16 protein-coding genes are annotated in these 18,926 nt (G+C 76.9%); 3 read left to right on the forward strand and 13 right to left on the reverse strand.

The window, feature by feature from the left end; all coding sequences use genetic code 11:
- Positions 1–15 precede the first annotated feature (15 nt).
- Positions 16–5,079, reverse strand: a complete 5,064-nt coding sequence (locus GKE82_RS12455) for an Ig-like domain-containing protein (protein ID WP_154733505.1) — start codon at positions 5,077–5,079, stop codon at positions 16–18.
- Positions 5,080–5,163: 84 nt separating this feature from the next.
- Positions 5,164–5,643 (reverse strand): cupin domain-containing protein, encoded by a 480-nt coding sequence (locus GKE82_RS12460; RefSeq protein WP_154733506.1) that lies wholly within the window; start codon positions 5,641–5,643, stop codon positions 5,164–5,166.
- Between the two features lie 129 nt (positions 5,644–5,772).
- Between GKE82_RS12460 and GKE82_RS12465 the strand changes: the two genes are divergently transcribed.
- Positions 5,773–6,306 carry a PadR family transcriptional regulator gene (locus GKE82_RS12465; RefSeq protein ID WP_154733507.1) on the forward strand — a complete coding sequence of 178 codons (534 nt, stop codon included), beginning with the start codon at positions 5,773–5,775 and terminating at the stop codon, positions 6,304–6,306.
- A 14-nt stretch (positions 6,307–6,320) separates the two neighbouring features.
- Here GKE82_RS12465 and GKE82_RS12470 read toward each other — a convergent pair whose 3' ends face one another.
- The 4 genes from GKE82_RS12470 to GKE82_RS12485 all read right to left on the reverse strand — a co-directional run bounded on the left by GKE82_RS12470 (position 6,321) and on the right by GKE82_RS12485 (position 10,241).
- On the reverse strand, positions 6,321–6,536 hold the full coding sequence (locus GKE82_RS12470; protein WP_154733508.1) for a hypothetical protein: 216 nt from the start codon (positions 6,534–6,536) through the stop codon (positions 6,321–6,323).
- Between the two features lie 99 nt (positions 6,537–6,635).
- Positions 6,636–9,005, reverse strand: coding sequence for a LuxR family transcriptional regulator (locus GKE82_RS30770; RefSeq protein WP_154733509.1), 2,370 nt, complete (start codon positions 9,003–9,005; stop codon positions 6,636–6,638).
- Between the two features lie 76 nt (positions 9,006–9,081).
- The gene (locus GKE82_RS27090; protein WP_196189196.1) at positions 9,082–9,459 is read right to left on the reverse strand and encodes an AAA family ATPase; all 378 of its coding nucleotides are present in this window, start codon (positions 9,457–9,459) and stop codon (positions 9,082–9,084) included.
- An 86-nt stretch (positions 9,460–9,545) separates the two neighbouring features.
- Positions 9,546–10,241, reverse strand: coding sequence for a haloacid dehalogenase-like hydrolase (locus GKE82_RS12485; protein WP_154733511.1), 696 nt, complete (start codon positions 10,239–10,241; stop codon positions 9,546–9,548).
- An 82-nt stretch (positions 10,242–10,323) separates the two neighbouring features.
- Between GKE82_RS12485 and GKE82_RS12490 the strand changes: the two genes are divergently transcribed.
- On the forward strand, positions 10,324–11,244 hold the full coding sequence (locus GKE82_RS12490; RefSeq protein WP_154733512.1) for a hypothetical protein: 921 nt from the start codon (positions 10,324–10,326) through the stop codon (positions 11,242–11,244).
- Complete coding sequence (locus GKE82_RS12495) at positions 11,241–11,912, forward strand: SHOCT domain-containing protein (protein WP_154733513.1); 672 nt, start codon at positions 11,241–11,243, stop codon at positions 11,910–11,912. The genes GKE82_RS12490 and GKE82_RS12495 overlap by 4 nt, the downstream gene beginning before the upstream one ends.
- Positions 11,913–11,915: 3 nt before the next feature.
- On the opposite strand, the gene GKE82_RS12500 is transcribed toward GKE82_RS12495, so the two are convergent.
- The 7 genes from GKE82_RS12500 to GKE82_RS12530 all read right to left on the reverse strand — a co-directional run bounded on the left by GKE82_RS12500 (position 11,916) and on the right by GKE82_RS12530 (position 18,805).
- A complete protein-coding gene (locus GKE82_RS12500) occupies positions 11,916–12,971 on the reverse strand; it encodes a M20/M25/M40 family metallo-hydrolase (protein ID WP_107567218.1) in 1,056 nt (351 codons plus the stop codon).
- A 33-nt stretch (positions 12,972–13,004) separates the two neighbouring features.
- Positions 13,005–13,658, reverse strand: coding sequence for a transglutaminase family protein (locus GKE82_RS12505; RefSeq protein ID WP_154733514.1), 654 nt, complete (start codon positions 13,656–13,658; stop codon positions 13,005–13,007).
- A gap of 67 nt (positions 13,659–13,725) precedes the next feature.
- Positions 13,726–14,694, reverse strand: a complete 969-nt coding sequence (locus GKE82_RS12510; protein WP_154733515.1) for a ThuA domain-containing protein — start codon at positions 14,692–14,694, stop codon at positions 13,726–13,728.
- Positions 14,694–16,412 (reverse strand): GMC family oxidoreductase, encoded by a 1,719-nt coding sequence (locus GKE82_RS12515; protein ID WP_154733516.1) that lies wholly within the window; start codon positions 16,410–16,412, stop codon positions 14,694–14,696. Before GKE82_RS12515 ends, GKE82_RS12510 begins: the two co-directional genes overlap by 1 nt.
- A complete protein-coding gene (locus tag GKE82_RS12520) occupies positions 16,402–17,367 on the reverse strand; it encodes a gluconate 2-dehydrogenase subunit 3 family protein (RefSeq protein WP_154733517.1) in 966 nt (321 codons plus the stop codon). Before GKE82_RS12520 ends, GKE82_RS12515 begins: the two co-directional genes overlap by 11 nt.
- Before the next feature lie 71 nt (positions 17,368–17,438).
- Positions 17,439–18,149 carry an anti-sigma factor gene (locus GKE82_RS12525; protein WP_154733518.1) on the reverse strand — a complete coding sequence of 237 codons (711 nt, stop codon included), beginning with the start codon at positions 18,147–18,149 and terminating at the stop codon, positions 17,439–17,441.
- Entirely contained in the window at positions 18,146–18,805 is a 660-nt protein-coding gene (locus GKE82_RS12530) for an RNA polymerase sigma factor (RefSeq protein WP_196189197.1), read from the reverse strand. Before GKE82_RS12530 ends, GKE82_RS12525 begins: the two co-directional genes overlap by 4 nt.
- Positions 18,806–18,926: the final 121 nt, after the last annotated feature.

Below are 18,926 nucleotides of genomic sequence, written 5' to 3' on the forward strand. Positions count from 1 at the left end.
TGGCGGGCTTCGTGGTCATCGCGCGGCCTGCCGCTTCACGCAGGTGCGGTAGGTGCGCGTGCTGCGCGTGACGCGGCCGGAGGCGCGCGTGATCACGACGGTCACGCGCACGGCGCCCTTCGGCAGGCCGCGCAGGTCGATCGGGACGCGGGTGGCGCGGCCGCGGCGCACGGTGACGACCTGGTCGTCGACGCGGACCACGACCGTGCGGTGCGCGCCCTCGCCGCGCCGCGGGGCGGGGATGTGCAGGGTGAGGCTGCGGCGGCTGACGCAGGTGCGGGCGCCGGCGGATCCGCCGCCGGGGGTCCCGCCCGGTGCGGCGGCGCCTCCGACGGCGGCGGGCTCGGCGGTGAGCGGCCGGCCGGGCGCGGGGGCCGCGTCCGCGGGCAGGTCCGCCGGGTCGCGGTCCTCGCGCGGCGGGACCGGCGCCGGGGTACCGGGGCGCTGCTGGTCGGCGGCGGGCGGCAGCACGCGCAGCCGGACGGTCGCGGCCGGGGAGGCGCCGTCGCCGTCGACGGCCCGGTAGGTGAACGCGTCGTCGCCGACGTGGTCCTCGGCCGGGACGTAGGCGACCGTGGCGTCGTCGCCGACGACGACGCGGCCGTGCCGCGGGGCCTGGACCAGCTCGACGCGCAGGCGGTCGCCCTCCGGGTCGCCGACCGGCAGCGTCACGTCGACGCCCGTGGCGAACGGGACGTCCTGCGCGACGTCGTCGGCGGTCGGGGCGCCGTTGGGCGCGGCGGGCGCGACGGGCAGGCTCGCCGAGGCGGAGCCGCCGTCGTCGTCGCGCACGGTGAGCGTCACGGTCGTGCCGGCGGCGAGCGCCGCGCGGGTCGCCAGGACCCGCACGGTCCCGCCGTCGACCTGGACCGCGGCGTCCTGCGGTCCCCGGCCGTCACCCCAGTCGACCGTGGCGGTGTGGGTGTCGCCGCGGCCCGGGTCGGTCAGGCGCGCGCTCACGCCCACCGTCCCGCCGGTCGCCAGGGTGGCGGTGACGTCGTGCAACGCGGGCGCGACGTTGCGGACCGTCACCGGCGCGTCGTCGGTCGCGCTGCGCCCGGCCGCGTCGGTGGCCAGCAGCGCGACGGTCGTGCGGGTGTCGTCGTCGAACGTGACGGTCGCCTCGTCGTCGTGGGCGCCATCGCCGTCCGTGTCCCAGCGGGTCGCGGTGAGCGGCCGGTCCCCGGCGGTGGTCCGCGACGCGTCGAGCGTCAGCGCCGCGCCCTCGTCGACGGTGTAGGGACCGCCGGCGTCGGCCTGCGGTCCGCGCGGGGACGCGGACTCGCCGCCGGTGCGCAGCGGCTGCACGTCGACGGAGACGTAGGACGCGTCGCTGCTCTGCTCCACGCCGTCGTGGTCGAGGTCCCCGTCGAGGACGAGCTGGGCGTCGGTGCCGTCGGGCCGGATCCGCCAGACGTCGAAGTTGTAGCCCTTGCGGCTGCGGCTCGAGCTCCAGTAGATCCACTCGCCGGTCGGCGACCACTCGGGCGACAGGTCGTAGCTCGTGGTGTCGACCGCGAGCCGCTGCACGGCGCCGGTCGCGACGGTGATGATCGCCAGCTCGTTGCCGGAGATGCCGACGAACCGCTTGGCGTCGGGGCTGAACGAGCCGCACTCGAACGATCCGTAGCCGGGCGGGACGGAGACGAGGCCCGTGCCGTCGGGCTTGCCGACGGCGTAGCCGCCCTGGTTGTAGAGGACCTTGGTGCCGTCGGCCGACAGGTCGCACGGCTCGGCGTAGCGGCCGGCGCGCGGCGCGAAGCTGCCGCTGCCGTCGTCGCGCGCGTCGAACCAGCCCTGGTACCCGCCGGCGTCGGTGGTGTGGTGCGTGGCGATCGTGTCCGGGCCGGTCCAGCGCGGCCACAGGTCGCCGCCCGGGGACAGGACGCGCCGGTCGCTGCCGTCGACGTCGACGACGTTCACGCGCTGGCGGGCGATCGCCGGATCGTTGGACCCGAACGCGATCCGCGTGCCGTCGGGGCTCCAGCGCGGGTACACGCCGCCGGCGGCCTGCGCGATGGGCGTGGCGGTCCCGCCGCCCGCCGAGGGCGCGGTCCACACGTCCCCGTCGCGGTGGTCGAAGGTGACCAGCGCCCCGTCCACGAGTCCACCGCGGACGGCGAACGGCGCGCTCGTGACCGTGGTGCGGTGCCAGCCGTCGGTGGTGGTGACGCGCACGCGGGCGGTGTCGCCGACGAACGCGTCGGGCATGGTGACCTCGATCTGCGGCTCGGCGAGGTCGGCGCCGACGGCGATCCAGTCGGCGCCGTCCTTGGAGATCTCCACGGTGCTGCGCAGCGGGTCGCCGTCGGCGTCGGTCGCGGTCCAGCGGATCGTCGTGCGCTGCCCGGCGCCGACCGTGGCGCCCGCGGCCGGGCTGACCACCGTCACCGCGGGCGCGGCGGCGCTCGCGGTCCGCGTCGCGAGCACCGCCGGCCCGCGGCGCAGCCGCAGTCGCGCGGCGCCGGCGACGAGCGGGACCCGCGCGCTGAACGCGGCGTCGGCGAGCGCGTCGTGCGGCGGCTCGGCGGTGCCGATCCCCACGGCGGCGTGCAGGCTCGCCGCCGCGAAGCGGTGGGTGGCGAGCACGGCCCCGTCGGCGTCCAGCAGCTCGAGCGCCAGCGGCCCGTCGGGGTCGGCGGTGTCGGGGGTGCCGGTGGCGGCGCCGACGTCGGTGAGCGTCGCCGCGTCCGCCCGGACGGTGCCGCGCACGTCGAGCACGGGGCCGGCGGCGGGGGCCGCTGCGATGCGGGCGCCCGTCCCGGCGCGCTCCTCGAGGCGGTCGAGCAGGCCGTCCCAGGAGGCGGGCGAGGTCCAGCGGGCCACGGGGTCGGCGAGCTCGTCCAGCGACGCGGTCGGGTGCATGGCGTCGACCCGCCCGGCGACGACCCGCTCCTGCGTCACCCGGTAGCCCGGTGCGGGCACGCGGTCGAGGTGGCCGTCGTCGGAGGCCTCCGCGCTGACCCAGCCGAGCTGGTGCGCGAGCTCGTGGGCGAGGACCCAGCCGGCGCTCGCGCGGGCGTCGAGGATCGCCGCACGGGTGCCCCCGCCGAACGGCGCGAGGCCGGCCGCCTGGGCGAGCGCGGGGACCTGCTGGCGTGCGAACCAGCCGTCCGGGACGACGGCGACGACGCGGTCGTGGGCGCCGTCGGCGGCAAGCCGGTCCAGCCGCGCGAAGGTCTGCGCGATCCCCGCGGAGTCGAGCGGGCCCGGGTGGGTCAGCTGCCCGATGCAGGGCGCGTCGACGCGCAGGCGGCGTGGGTCGATCGGCCACGCGGCCTCGAGATACTCGCGCGCGCTCTCCGCGAGGCGCTGGACACGACCGCAGACGACCGGGTCCTCGTCGGCGGCGTGCAGGCCGACGACGAGGATGCGCGGCGCCCGCCCCGCGACGACCGCGCGCGTCACCTCGCGGGCGTCGTCGGCGGTCTCCCCGCCGAGGCTCCCGTCGGGATCGACCTCGGCACGCACGCGGTAGCTGCCGGCCTCCGGGGCACCGGGGACCGTCAGGTGACGCACGACGGTGCGACCTCCGGGGAGGGCGACGTCCTCCTCGACGGTCCGCACGACGTCGCCGTCGGGACGCGTGTAGCGCGCGGTGACGCGGACGGGCACCGTGACGGTGCGCGGGAACGTCGCGCGCAGGCGCACGCGCACCGCGGTGGCGCGGCCCGCGACGAGGCGCTGCGGGTCCTCGGTGCCCTGGGTCACCGCGACGTCGAGGACCTCCGCGTTCGGCGTCCCGAGCGCGATCCCGCGATAGCGGATCGAGCGATCGGAGTAGAGGCCGCCACGGGTGCGCCACCAGACGGTGCCGGACGCCGGGGCGGGGTCGGCGTGGGCGACGGCGACCGGGAAGATCGCGGTGCCCGGCGCCTCATCGTCGGCGTCGCTGACGGTGTACGTCGCGCCCCCGTCGCGCGAGCTGGCGACGTACGGGTCGAGGTCCCGGTCCGGCTGCTGCGCGGTCCCGGCGCGGGGCGCGCCGTGCCAGGCGATCGACACGACGTCCCCCTCGACGTCGACGGTCGGCTGCGAGAACGCGTGCCAGGTGTAGAGGATCGGGGAGACCGGGACGACCGCGGCGAACCGCTGTCCGGCGTCGGAGCTGGCCGCGGCGTAGACGCTGCTGCGCCCGATCCAGGAGACGACCGCGCGGCCGCCGTCGAGGTCGAGGCCGAGCGGGTCGCCGCAGTGGTGGTCGGGGCAGCGCGTGCTCGCGTCCGCGAGCGTGCGGGAGCCGAAGGAGTGGCCGCCGTCGGCCGAGGCGAGGACGACGGCGTCCGGGCCGTGGACGAGCACGACGTGCCCGTCCTCCGCCGCGATGCGCGGGACGGAGAGGCCGGACGCGGGAAAGGTCAGCGGCTCGTCCAGGGTCCGGCCGTCGTCGACCGATCGCCGGTAGCGCAGCTCGTCCCCGGTCGACAGCCACGTGACGTGGACGCTCGTGCCGTCGACGGCGACGTCGTAGCGCTCGTCGACGCGGTCGCCGACCCGGCTGACGCGCGCCTGGCACGGGAAGGTGGCGCCACCGTCACGGGACCCCGCGGCCCGCAGGCGCGTCGGCTGTCCCGGCGCGGTCTGCGACCAGACGACGTAGACGCGCTCGCCGTCGGCGTCGATGCGCGGCTGGCCGAGGTGGTCGCGCGTGCGGGGCGTGACGTCGTGCGCCGGACCGAACGTGCGTCCGCCGTTGCGGCTGGTGGCCAGGACGATGCCCGCGTGCCCGTCGCCGGTCTCGACCCAGGCCACGTGCACGGTCGTGCCCGTGATCGCGACGACGGGGTCCTGGCCGGTCGGGATGCGGCCGGGACGGTCGAACGACCAGCGGGCCTCGGCGCTGCCGGCGGCCGGGTCGAGCCGGGCGGCGACGATCCGGGCGTTCTCCCGCCACGCGGCCGCCGTGGTCCCGTCACGGCTCTCGGCGTCCGGCCGGTAGGTGGAGGGCTGCTCGCCGGCGTCGAGGCGCAGGAGCTCGCCGAACGTGGGGGTGGGCGTCGCGGACGCCGCCGCGGGAGCAGTGAGGGCGGCGAGGAGGACGGCGGGCAGGATGCGGGCGATGGTGCGGGAGCGGGGCATGGTGGTCTCGGGTGCGCTTCAGCAGGGGCGGGAACGGTGGTGCCCGCCGCCACGGGTGGACGGCGGCGGGCGTCGCGGGCGAGGTCAGGCGACGGCCGGCGCGAGCTCGGCCGGGCGGGTGCCGGGAGGGCCGACGAACGTGATGCCGTGCTCGCCGGCGATCCGCGCGAGGCGCTCGACGTCGGGCGGGCCGTCGAGGACGGGCAGCGTGTCCGTCGCGGCCGGCTCGCCGAAGGCGCGGACGAAGCGCTCGAAGCCGGCCGGCACGGAGACGATGAGCATCCGGCAGGGTGCGGCGCTCGTGACCTCGATCGTGTGCGGCTCACCGGCCGGGGCGTGGAGGCTGTCGCCGGGCCGCAGGACGGTCGCGCCCTGCGGCCCGTGCACGGTGAGCTCGCCCTCGAGGACGTGGAAGCCCTCGGCCTCGCCGCGGTGGACGTGGGGCGGCGGCATGTGGCCGGCGGGGGCGAGGCACTCGACGAGGGCGTAGGCGTCACCGGTGTCCGTGCCGTCGACGTGGACGTGCATGAGGGCGTCGATGAACCAGTGGGACGAGGCGGGCATGGGGTCTCCTTCCGAGACGGGTCGTTGTGCTGACGTCGGTCCTGCGGGTGAAGAGTCCGAAACGGACTCTTCGGAACGAGAGGGCACGGTAGAGTCTGTTTCAGACCTTGTCAAGCCCAGGAGTGCCACGTGACGCTGAACCCGTTCTCCTACGTCGTCCTGACCCTCGTGGGCAGGGGCGGCGCCACCGCCCCGGAACTCGCCGAGATGATGGGTCGCGGCCGCATCTACTGGGCCGCGCCGCGCTCGCAGTGGTACGCCGAGCCCAAGAAGCTCGCGGCCGCGGGCTACCTGTCCGCCAAGGAGGAGGCCGGGCGCACCGGACCGCGCGTCCGGTACCGCCTGACCGCAAAGGGACGGCGCGCCGTCGCGGCCTGGGTGCGGACCCCCGTCGGCCTGCCCAAGATCCAGCACGAGGCGCTCGTCCGCGTCCTCGCCGTCGACCTCGCCGACGACCCGGCCGACGTCCTCGCCGGACTCGCACCGCTGCGCGAGGAGATCGAGGAGACCCGCGAGGCCGTCGCGCGCGCCCGCGAGATCGCCGCCGAGGTCGGCGACCGCGGGGAGCGCCTGCTCACGCAGCACCGCATGGCGGACGGGATCCTCGACGCGTTCGAGCGCTGGCTCGACGAGGTCGAGGAGCTGCTCGAGCGGGAGCGCTGAACGCCGGCCCGACATCACGAGCCACCCCCGTAGGGCATGGGCGGCTCGTCCGGGGCGCCCGCGACGTCGGCCGCGGACGGGACCGCGGCGAGCAGCGCGTCGAGCGTGGCGAGCAGCCCGAGCCAGCCGTGGAAGCTCCGCGGCGGCACGATGCCGTCGTCGGCGACGCCGGCGAGGTCGTCGTCCTCGACGTCGACGCTCAGACGGATCTCGCAGCTGCGGCGGGGCATGGCGACATCGTGCGCCGTGCACCCCCACCCCCACATCGGGGACACCCCCAGACGGGAACCCCAGTCCTTGCCCGGCGCCCACCCCGGGGCCGCGCGGCCTCAGCCGTCGGCCAGCGCCCCGACGAGCTCGCGCCGCGACCCGATCCCCAGCTTGCGGTACGTGCTCGACAGGTGGACCTCGACGGTCTTCTGCGTGACGTAGAGCTCCTGCGCGATGTCGCGGTTCGTGCGACCCGCCGCCGCGAGGTCCGCCACCCGGCGCTCGCTCGCCGTCAGCGACGCGACGCCGCTGAGCGCCGTGGCCCGCGGGCGGGCGCCGCTGGCCAGCAGCTCCGCCCGGGCCGCGTCGACGATCGGCGTCGCCCCGCGCGCCACCGCGAGCTCGTGGGCCTCGCGCAGCGGATCGCGGGCCTCGGCCGGGCGCCGCTCGCGGCGCAGCAGCGTCCCGAGGGCGAGCAGCGCGCGCGCGTGCTCGATGCGCTGCGTCGAGGTCGTCAGCAGCTCGACCGCCTCCCGCAGCAGCCCCTCGTCACGGCGCAGCTCGCCCAGCTGGCGCAGCGTCCGTCCGACGGTGCTCGGCGCCCCCCAGGCCCGGGCGATCGGCAGCTCCTCCTCGACGAGCGCGCGCGCCTCGTCGGTCCGACCGAGCTGCGCGAGCGCCTCGGCGCGCATCGACCGCCATGGGTTCCACGCCGGGTTCGTCAGCGCCTGCAGCATCTGCGCGTACCGGTCGATCGCCTCGAGCGCCTCCTCGCTGCGGCGGTCGGCGAGGAGCAGGCGGATCCGGGCGCCGTCGTGGAGCCGCATCGCGTCACCCCCGGGCGGCGCGCCGTGCGGTCGGTCGAGGACCCGCGCGGCCCCGGCGAGGTCGCCGAGCTCGCGCCGGACCTCGCTCATCATCGCGGCGACGTAGGCCACCGCCACGCCGTCGTCACCCCAGTCGCGGTTGCCCGCGTCGGCGCGCTCCAGCGACGCCTGCGCGTCGAGCAGGTCGCCCCGGCGCAGGAGCGTGTACCCGCGCCAGAGGTGCACGCCCAGGACGGCGAACTGGGAGCCGCGCCGGTGGGCGTCGGCCAGGGCCTCGTCAAAGACCGCGAGCGCCTCGTCGCGGTCGGCCTCCACCAGCGGGATCGCGGCCGCGATCGTCAGGAACGTGTCGTCCGCCGGGATCAGCACGCCGCCGTCGAGCGCCTCGAGCGCGACCGGGACGACGTCCTGCACGCCGAAGCCGGTGAAGCACCGCTCCAGGGCGGCGACCGCCAGCAGACGCTTCTCGCCGACGGTGGCGCCCATCGGACCGGGACGTGTCTCGAACGACGAGGGCGTCGGGACCGGCGGGCCGCCGAAGAACGCGACGATCCGCTCGAACGCCTCGAGGCTCGACCGCACGTCGACGTCGTCGGCGGGCACCTCCGCGAGCATCCGGCGGCAGAGCTGCTGCGCGTCGGCGGGCCGGTTGACGAGGATCAGCAGCCGGATCAGCGCCAGGGCGGTCTGCACGCGGACCAGCGGCTCGCGCAGCTCCTCGAGCGCGGCGGAGAGGTGCTCGACCGCCGCGAACCCGTCGCTGAGCGCCTCGGTGCGACCGAGGTCGAAGAGCAGCCGGCCACGACGGTCCGCGGCGGGCGGCTCGGCGAGGGCGCGGCGCAGGTGGGCGACCGCGCTCTCCGGCGCCCCGCGGGTCGCGGCGTCGAGGCCGGCCGCGTGCAGCTCGTCGGCCACCCAGTCGACCGCCCGCGGCGGGCTGAGCAGCAGCTGACCGGCGGTCTGGCGCGGGTCGGCGCCGTGGGCGCGCAGGATCTCCGCCGCGCGCGCGTGGCCGTCGGCGCGTTCTCCGGCGGGCAGCTCGAGGTACACGGCGTCGCGCACGAGCGGATGGACGAACCCCAGCGGCAGCTCGGGGCGCAGGATCTCGACGCGGGCGAGCGGACCGGTCGCGGCGGCGGCCCGCGCGCGGTCCAGGCCGGCAAGCTCGGCCGCGACCCCGAGGTCCGCCTCGTCCCCCAGCAGGGCGACGGCGCGGGCGAGCGCGAGGGCGTCCGCGTCCAGTCGCGCCAGCCGCAGCAGGACCGTGCGGCTCACCGCGCGCGGCCCGACCTCCAGCACCGCGCCGACCCGCTCGGCGGTCGGGGCGACCCGGTCGCTCTCCAGGGCGTGCAGGAGCTGGCGCAGCAGCAGCGGATTGCCGCCGCTGGCGTCGTGACAGGCGACGCAGAACGCGTCGTCGGCGTCGGCCCCCAGCCGCGCGCGCACCAGCCCGGCGGTGGCGGTCGGCGTCAGCGGTGCGAGCGTCAGCGTCTCGGTCTGCGGGGCGACGAGCAGCTCGGCGAGCAGGTGCGGATCGGTGCCCGTCTCCCCCGTGCGCAGCGTCCCGACGAGCAGCACCGGCAGGCCGTCCAGGCGGCGCGCGAGGTACACGAGGAACCGCAGCGACGCGGGGTCGCACCAGTGCAGGTCATCGACGAGCACGACGAGCGGTCCGTCGGAGGCGAGGTCGGCGGTCAGCCAGTAGAGGCCGTGCAGCGCGGCGAACGCCCCGGCCTCCTCAGTCGCCGCCGCCCCGGGGGCGAGGGAACACGGGCGCGGCGGTCGCCGCGGCGCCGTCGAGGCGGCGCTCCCGCACCGCCGGATCCGCCAGCAGGCCCTCGAACAGCTGCCGCACGACGCCGAACGGGAAGTCCTGCTCGAGGTCCCCGGCGCGGGCGCGCAACGTCGTGACCGACGCGTCGAGCTGGTCGCGCAGGGTCGCGAGCAGGGCGCTCTTGCCGATGCCCGCCGGCCCCTCCAGGACCATGAGGGCGCCGTCTCCGGTCCGCGCCCGCGCGCTCGCGGCCTCCAGCACGGCCAGATCGCGCTCACGGTCGACCAGCCCGTCGGGACGACGGATCTCGGGATCTGCGGCGCTGGTCGTGGGCTCGGTCACGCGGGAGTGGTTCGGGGGACCCGGAGCGCGAGGACGATACCCCGGCGCGCGGGCGCCGTCGATCCGCGGGACGGCCGGGCGCGCGCTCAGCCGTCGAGGCCGAGTGCGCGCAGCGCGCCGGGCAGCGCGGCCGCCCCGTCGACCACGACGTCCGCGGCCGCCAGGGCGGCGGCGTCGTAGGCCCCGGTGGTGACGGCGACGACGTGCACGCCGTCGGCGCGGGCGCAGGCGATGTCGCGCGGGGTGTCACCGAGCACGACCGTCTCGCCGGCCGGGTAGGCGCGGCCACCCACGCCCGTACCGGCCCGCAGGCGCGCGATGCCGGGCAGCCGGTCGCGGTCGTCGTGGTCGGACCCGAAGCCGCCCTGCCCGGCGGGGAACCGGTGGCCGATCCCGGCGGCGGCGAGCTTGCGGCGCGCGATCGGCTCGTGGTTGCCGGTGACGAGCGTGCAGAGCACGTCGTCGCGCTCGGCGAGCCCCGCGAGCAGCTCCGGCACCCCGGCGGCGACGTGGGCGGAGAGGTCGTCGGGGCACAGCCGCTCGTAGTGGCGGCAGGCGGCGTCGCGGACCAGGGCGGCGCCCGCGCGCGCCTGCGCGTCCGGCACGCCGGCGAGGCGCACGATGTCGGCGGCGATCGCCCCGTCGGTGCGACCGGCGGCGTCGACCCCGGCACGCGGGATCGCCACCCCGTGCACCTCGCGGATCGCCGCGTGGAGCGCGTCGCGGTGCGCGGCGGACGCGCCGATCAGCAGCGTGCCGTCGATGTCGAAGAGCAGGAGCATCGTCCGGGAGCCTGCCCGATCGCGTCTCGAACCGGTCCCACGCGCTTCGGTCCTGGCGCGCGGACGGGTACGGTGCGCCGCGATGGGGACCGACGCGTTCGGACGCAGCACCGACGAGCGGGACGCGGGCGCGGGCGCGCGTCCCGTCGACGGGCCGTCCGCCGCCCCGGACCGGACCGTGACCGTCGGGCCGTGGCTGATCGTCCTGCTGCTCGGCGCGATCAGCCTCGGCGGCAGCGCGCTCTTCCTCGTGCGGGCCGAGCGCGAGAACCGCGACGACCCGGTCCAGCAGGCGCAGCGGGGCGAGATCACCGACCGGTCCGCGCGGTCGCTGCTGCGGGCAGCCCCGCTGCGCGCCGCGTACGCCGCCGCCCTTCGGCGGGTGCGCGCGGGCGAGCTCGTGACCGGGCTGACCGTGACGCCCGTCGGGCTCACGCTCCAGGTGCGGGACGGGCGCGCGTTCCTGCGCCGCCTCGAGGTCGACGTCGTCGGGGGCGTCGAGGCCCGGGACGCGGGCCGCAGCGAGGCGGACGGCCTCCTCCCCTCCCGGGTCGACCTCCGCGGTGTGCCGGCCGCCGTTGCGCGCGTCCGCGCCCGGATCCCGGAGGCCGCCGCGCGCGTGACCGGCGTGGACCTCGGCCTGACGGTCACCGACGGGCGCGTCGCGCAGAGCGAGTGGCGGCTGGCGGTCGCCGACGTCCGCCCGCGCGACGAGACGTGGTTCGCGCGGCGCGACGGCCGGGTCGTGCGTCGCAGCGACGAGGACGCCGCGCTGACGCGACCGGAGCTTCGACCGCCGCCCGCCGCCACGCCGCGCCCGGCCACGGCACCGGCGGCGCGGCCCGGCCGTTCGTCCGCGGGCTCGGTGACCGTGTTCACCAACGGCCGGCGGGTCCGGCTCACGGGCGCGCGGGCGCGCCGGCTGCAGGTCTGCATCGAGGAGGCCCGCGCCCGCGGGACGGGCGACGCGGTCGGCCGCTGCCTGGAGGCGGCGGGCCTGTGAGCCGGCTGCTGCGCCTGCTCGGCGCCGTCGCGATCGTCGGCCTGTCGATCGTGCTCGCGACCGCGGCGATCTACGAGCTGATCCGCACGGGCACCTGCGGCGCGCCGCCCGGGGCGGTCGCGGTCCGCCCCTGTCCGGAGGGGACCGGCGGGCAGGTGCTCCAGCTGATCGGCTCGATCTTCGTGCTGCCCGCGGTCGGGATCGCGCTGGCACCGGTCGCGCGGCAGCTGCTCGCCGGGCTGTGGTGGTGCTACCTGTGGCTGGCGATGGGCGCTGCCGCGATGGTGGTCGCCTACGGTCCGGCGTCACCGCCCGGGTCCTCGGGTGACGCGCTCGGCGTCGGGATCACCTTCCTGGCGATCGGCGGGTTCTCGCTGCTGCTGATCCTCGGCCTGATGACGATCGCGCGGCGCGGGAGCGCCGACGCGGAGGAGGTGCTCGCGCGTGCCCGCGCCGAAGGGCGCCTCGGGCCGACGCGGTTCCCGGCCGACGGCGACGCCATGGCGACGCTCGCCGGGCAGCTCGGCGCGATCGCCCGGGCCCGCGAGGCGACCGACGACGACCCGGTCGCCGGCCGGCTGCGCAAGCTCGACGAGCTGCGCGCCGCGGGCCTGATCACCGACGCCGAGCACGCGGCCCGGCGCCGGGCGATCCTCGACGAGCTCTGAGGCCTACCGCGCGAACGACGCGTCGGGCGCGAGGCCCAGCGCGTAGGCGGCGATGATCTCGGCAGCCGCCTGCACGTCGGAGATCTGCACCATCTCCACCGGCGAGTGCATGTAGCGCAGCGGCAGCCCGATCAGGCCGGTCGGCACGCCCGCGCGCGAGAGGTGCACGGCGTCCGCGTCGGTGCCGGTGCGCCCGGCGGACGAGCTGACGGTGAACGGCAGCTCCTTGGCGAGCGCCGCGGCGTGGAGGCCCTCGAAGATCGCGGGGTTCAGGACCGAGCCGCGTTCGAGCACCGGGCCGGAGCCGAGCTCGTGCTTGCCGAGCTCCTTGACGTCGATGCCCGGCTGGTCGGTGGCGAACGTCACGTCGACGACGATCGCCGCGTCGGGCTCGAGCGCGTAGGCGGTCGTGCGGGAGCCGCCGAAGGTGATCTCCTCCTGGACGGCCGCGACCGCGACGACGTCCCCGGGGGCGCCGCCGGCCTCCGCGACGAGCCGCGCGGCCTCGTAGGCGACGTAGCAGCCCAGGCGGTTGTCCATCGAGCGGGAGATCGCGCGGTCGTTGGGCAGCTCGACCGGCTCGCCGGTGATGACCGCGACGTCGCCGATGCGGACGCGGCCGCGGGCCTCCTCGCCGTCCTTCGCCGCGATGTCGATGTGGAGGTCCTCGAGCTTGACGCCCTTGTCGCGCTGGTCGGGCTTGATCAGGTGGATCGGCTTCTTGCCGATGACGCCGGGCACGACCCCGTCCTTGGTGAGGACGTCGACGCGCTGACCGACGAGGTTCGGCGGGTCCCAGCCGCCGACGCCGATGACGTAGAGGAAGCCGTCGTCGTCGATGTGGGTGACGATCAGCCCGATCTCGTCGATGTGGCCGATGATCGCGAGCGACCGGCCGCCGGCCGTGCCGGGGACCTTCGCCCACACGGACCCCATGACGTCCGTGGTCACCTCCGCGAACTCGGCGGCGGCGTCGCGGAAGGCGGCGGCGGGCGCGGTCTCGTAGCCGGAGGGGCCGGCGGCGGTCAGCAGGCGGTGCAGGACGGGAGGGATGGCCATCGCCGCAATCTACTGGCGCGCCGTGGCGGGCCGTCAGTGCAGGCGTGCGCGCAGCCGGCTGACCTCGAGCTCGAGCACCCGGCGCGACTCGGTGTCGCAGGGCAGGTCGAGCCGCAGCTCGGCGGCGCGGATCGCGAGCGTCAGGTCGCCGCGCTCCATCGCCCCGGAGGCGAGCGCGGTGAGCATGCCGTAGGCGATCTGGTGCGGGCAGCGCCAGCGGGCCTCGTCGGGCAGCTCGTGCAGCGGGACGCGGCGGCCGCCCGCGGCGGGGTCGACGACGAGGCCGGCGCCGGGCCGGGCGTCGGCGACGAGCGGGCGCCCCTTCGCGCTCAGGGCCCCGAGCGGGACACCGGTGCGACGCCCGACGAGCAGCCACAGGGCGGCGATCGCGGTGGGGTGCCCCTGCCGGAAGGCGAGCACGCGGTCGAGCGCGACGGCGTCGACGTGGTCGGCGGCGATCGGCTCGAGGTCGCCCAGGACGGAGCGCAGGGCGTCGAGCTGCTCCTGCGGCGGCAGCCCTTCGAGCAGGCCTACGTCGAGCGCGAGCCGGTCGAGCGCGAGGAGGACGGCGTCGCGGTCGATGTGGCGGAACTCGGCGACCATCGCGACGAGGAACTCGTCGAGGGCCGGGCAGGAGCCGCAGGCGAGCCGGGCGTAGGGCGAGGAGGAGCGATCCGGATCGAGCATCGTAAGGTCACCCTAACAAATACCGACGGATCTGGTCGGATTTCTCGGTCGACCGCGGCGTCGGCCCTCAGCCCGCCGGCCGTCGCGGTGCCCGCGCCGCCGCGCGACGGCGACGCTCCGCCGCGGCCTGCCGTCGCCGCGCCGCCGCGCGCTGCGCCGCCGCCTGCCGCCGCGCCTGCGCGGCGACGGCCGCACGCCGCTGCGCGGGGCTCGTGCAGTCCGCCTCGACGCGCCGCGCCGCCGTCAGCACCCCGCCGAGCACGTGGCGGCGGAACCACGGCAGCGCGTACAGCTGCACCTCGTGGCCGAGCGCGGTGTAGAACGAGCGGCCCCGGCCGAGGTCCTGGCACCAGGCCATCGGGTGGTCGCCCATCCGGCCGCTGGCCGGCACCACGCCCGGACCGGGGATGTCCGTCGTGTTGGGATCCGGCAGGTAGGTGCGCTCGTCGATCGACAGCAGCACGCGGACGCGGTCCCGCGGGTTCAGGCGGAACGAGTAGAACTCGTCGAAGACCGCGAAGCGGGCGGGAAGGTGGCTGGTGGCGGGCTCCAGCGGCGCCTCGTTGACGTAGATCCCGAGCTGCTCGAGCGGATGGGCGAGGAACTCCCCGCCCACGAGCTCCCGGTACCACGGCCAGCCGTGCTCGGTGTCCGCCGCCGCGTGCAGGCCGAAGAACGCGCCGCCGCGCTCGACGAACCGCCGCAGCGCGTCCTGCGCGAGGTCGTCCAGGACGTCCCCGACCGTGTTGACGAACGCGACGACCTCCACGTCCGCGAGCCCCGCGTCGCTGATGTCCCGGAACTCCTCGGTGGTGCGCACGCGGAACCCGTGGCGGGCCCCGAGGTCGCGCAGCAGCGCGACGCCGAGCGGGATCGAGGCGTGGCGGTAGCCGTTGGTGCGCGTGAAGACGAGCACGTCGAACGGCTCGGCGGCCGCCCGCGCGCCCGCCGGCGGGGCGGGGGCCGCGGACGCGGCGGGCGCGCCGGCGAGCAGGACGGTGGCGGCGAGCAGGGCCGCCCGGAGCAGCGGGCGCATCAGGAGGCCTTTGCGGTCGTGGCCCCGGCGATCGCGAACGCGACACGCCGGGCGTTGGACATGATCGTGTTGGTCGGGTTGAAGCCCGGGAACGTCGGGAACGTCGACGCGTCGGCGACCCAGACGCCGTCGACCTCGTGCAGCCGGCCGGACGGGTCGCAGACGCTCGTGCGCGGATCGGTCCCCATCCGGGCGGTGCCCGCGAGGTGCGCGGTGGCGTACGGGCCGGACTGGACGAGCGGGAACGGGATGACCGCGGCCCCCAGCGATCCCGGCGCGGCGAGGTGCATCCGCTCCAGCCGCGCGCCGAGCAGCACCGCGGCGACCTTCTCGTGCGGGTGGGCGCTGTACGTGATCCGCGCCGCCGGGAAGCCGTGGTGGTCGCGCACGTCCGGGTCGAGGTCGATGCGGTTGTCGGCGAGCGGCAGGTCCTCCCCGACGAGCTGGGAGCCCGCGACGCGCTGGTGCAGCAGGCCGGCCCGCATGGCCTGCCGGTGCGCGGTCCCGAAGCCGAGGATCGGGGCGAGCAGCTTCGCCTCCGCGAACGCCGGGACGCCGCTGCCGACCTGGGCGAGGCCGCCCTTGATCCACGGCACCCCGAGCGCGCGCACCTCCGGCCCGGTGAACGGGCCCATCAGGTCGTCCATCTGCAGCGGGTTGCTCTGCCCGCGCAGCGGGTGCAGGTCGTCCGGGTAGAGCGCGGCGGCGAGCGTGAACGCGTGGAACATCATGTTGCGGCCGACCTGGTCGCTGCCGTTGCCCAGCCCGCGCTCGTGCGCACCCGACGCGCTCATCAGCAGCAGCCGCGCGGTGTTGATCGGGCTGCCCGCGAGCACGACGGTGTCGGCGGCGATGCGGCGGCGCCGGCCGCGGGCGTCGACGTAGCGCACGCCGGTCACCCGGCGCCCGTCGCGCGTGGTGTCGACGCGGTGCACGAACGCGCGTGCGAGCACCCGGACCCGGCCGGCGCGGACCGCCGGGTTCAGCCACGCGGTGATCGCGTCGCCGCGCGCGTCGATGGGGCAGCCGAAGCCGGAGCACAGCCCGCACGACGTGCAGGCGGGACGGCCGCGGAACGGCGCCGAGTTCACCGCGGCGGGCTGCGGATAGGCCTCGTAGCCGGAGAGTCGCGCAGCGGTCCGCAGCAGCTGCCCGGTGTGGGAGATCGGCAGCGGCGCCATCGCGAACTCGCTGCGCCGCGGCGCCTGCTCGCGGGTCCGGGCGGGCATCGCGGCGCGGCTGCCGCTGACCCCGACGCGGCGCTCGACGGCGTCGTAGTGCGGCTCCAGGTCCGCGTAGGTGATCGGCCAGTCGGCGACCTGCGCGCCGGGCTGCGGGCCGAGGTCGCTGAGGGTCGAGAAGTCCTGCTTCCAGAACCGCGGGAACTTCGCGTTGTAGTGGAGCGTGGTCCCGCCGACGGCGGCGCCGAGCTGGCCGAACGCCCCGACCGCGGTCCGCGCCCGGCCGGCCGCGGCGTCCTCCCGGGTGCGCTGCGTGTACGGCTCCAGCAGCGGGTCGGGGAACCCGAAGTGCCGCGCGGACTTGATCTCGTCGCTGCCGTAGCGGGTGCCGAGATCGCCGTCGGCGGCCCGGCCGAGCCCCGACCGCATGTGACGCCCGCGCTCCAGCACGGTGACCTCCCAGCCCCGCCTGGCGAGCTCGTACGCGACGACGCTGCCCGCCGCGCCGGAGCCGACGACGACCGCCTCACGCCCCACGACGGACCTCCTCCTGCAGCGCGGCGAGGCGGGCGCCGAGGCCGTCGAGGTCCCCGAGGGCCCCGAGGTCGGCGCGCAGGTCGCTGAGCCGCTCACCGGAGCGGGAGGTCAGGCCGTGCACGAGCTCGGAGGAGCCCGCGAGCGGGGCGAGGTCGAGCAGGCCGAGCAGGATCTCGGCGGGGACGGCGGCGAGGCCGGGCTCGGGTGGCGCCGCGATCTGCTCGGGCGTGTAGCCGCGCGGGAGGGTGTCGCCGTCGTAGCCGATCGCCCGCCAGCCGGCGAGGTCGCGGTTGCCGCCGTACTCGGGCGCCCCGTAGAGGAACTCGATCGCGTGCGGGAAGGCGACGTCGAGCAGCTCCTGCACGTCGGGGTCGCGGCTGGTGCGCAGCAGCGCGTCGGCCGCCGGGACGGGCAGTGCCGCGAAGTCGCCGCGGGCGGCGCGGTCCAGGGCGGCGAGCCCGTCGCGGTACACGGCCTGCCAGCCGCGCACCGGACCGGCCCACTCCAGGCGCGGCAGTCCGCGGGTGCCCTCGATGCGGATGCGCCAGGCGCGGCGCTCGTAGCGGTCGAGCTCGAGGAAGCGGACGAAGTCGTTGCGGGGCGCGCCGCCGCGGTCGGAGAAGCCGCCGCCCGCCCAGATCCGCGGCGGGGACACGGCGAACGCGCTGAGCAGCGCGTCGATCGCCTCGGGGCAGCCGGCGTCGGCGGCGCCCGGGAGGTCGTCGGTCGGGATCAGCACGGCGCACAGCGCGCGCAGCGTCCGCAGCTCCGCCGCGGTGAGGAACGCGGCGCGTCCGTCGGCGCGCAGGCCGACCGCGATCGCGTCCCCGGTCGTCGCCGTCGCCGATCCGGCGAGCAGCACGGCGACCGTCGCCGCGGTCCCGTCACGCAGCAGCACGCGGCGCGTCACGCCGCCCGTCAGCGGGGCCTGGGCCCCGGTCCCCTCGTCGTCCACGGTCCTCCCTCCGTTTTCCGGACGGTGGGGACGCTACCCGCCGCGGCGGGTCGCGCGCCACCCCGGGCGCGTCAGGAGAGCTCGCGCTGCGCGGACGAGCGCAGCACCGAGCGCGAGGAGTGCGCGGGGTTGCCGTCGTCCGGCTCGACCGACACGTCGATGAACGCGTAGCGGCTGGCGTCGACCCCGAGCGGGAAGTCGGCGTCCACGCGACCCTTGTCGTCGACCTTGAAGGTGCCGACGCTGACGAGGTCGTCGGCGGAGTTCAGGAGCCAGAGCTCGTAGTGCTCGCCGGCGCGGCTCGGGGCGAGGCCCGCGACGTCGAGGTGCATGCCGCCGCCGCGCATCGCGACGGTCGCGCGCTGCGGCCGGGCGGTGCCGTCGAGCGCCGCGAGGGTGACGGGCGCGCCCTCGGTCGCGGGCGTGTCGTCGCCGCCCCCGGCGACGAGCGTGCCGCCGAGCGCCCCGACCGCGACGAGCGCGATCGAGGAGGCGAGCGCCATCGCCGGGCGCAGCACGATGCCCCCGCCGGCGCGGCGGGTACGGCGGCGCCGCGCGGGCGCGACGGGCCGGGCGGCGCGCGCCGCCTCGAGGTCCAGCGGCGGCGGGTCGAGGTCCCCGGTGGAGCCGGTGACCGCGAGCGCGGCGCCGACGCGCCGCAGCCGCTCGAGCTCGGCCCGGAACGCCGGGTCCTCGCGGACCAGGCGCTCGGCCTCGGCGCGCTCCTGCGGGTCGAGGCCGCCGAGCAGCACGGCGGCGGGATCGACGGGCCAGCGCGTCATGCGGGGGCCTCGGATCCGGCGGGCTGCGCGGTGGCGACGACCGGCACGGGCGTGAGCTCGAGCGAGGCGTGCGCGGCCGCGGCGGCCGGCGCCGGGGCGAGCGCGTCGTCGGCGAGGTCGGCGAGGCGGCGCAGGCCGCGGACCATGCGCGTCTTGACGGTGCCCAGGGGCAGGCCGGTGCGCTCGGCGATCTCGCTCTGGCTGAGGTCGGCGTGGAAGCGCAGGCGCAGCAGCTCCGCCTCCTCCTGGGGCAGGCGCGCGAGGAGGTCGGCGACGGTCCAGCGCTCGACGAGGACGTCGGGATCGGTGCCGCGGTCGACGACGGTCTCGACCGGCATGTCCTGCGGGTCGGTGGGCTCGGGCACGCGGCGGCGCAGCTCGTCGATCGCCCGTGAGCGCGTGATCGTCATGACCCAGGCCAGCAGCGATCCGCGCTGCGCGTCGAACTGGTCGCCGCGGCGCCAGACCTCGGTGAGCACCTGCTGGAAGACGTCCTCGGCCCGTCCACGGTCCCCGAGCGTCTGCACGAGGTAGCCGAAGACGGTGCGGCCCACCGCCTCGTGCAGCGCTTCGAGCGCCTGCTCGTCTCCGCGACGCAGACCTTCTGCGATGCGGCGCTCACGGCGCTGGGGTGAGGACGTGGGGAGCCATCTCACTTCCGGGGTACGAGCCGGGACACGGAATTGGTCGTGGCGCGATGACGTTCCCCCGCCTTCCTGGCGCATCAACGCTCAACCGATCCTGCGTCGGCTGTCGGACCTCCCCCCAGATCCCACC

The sequence above is a fragment of the Conexibacter sp. W3-3-2 genome, assembly GCF_009707605.1.
In the GTDB taxonomy this organism is placed as follows: domain Bacteria; phylum Actinomycetota; class Thermoleophilia; order Solirubrobacterales; family Solirubrobacteraceae; genus Paraconexibacter; species Paraconexibacter algicola.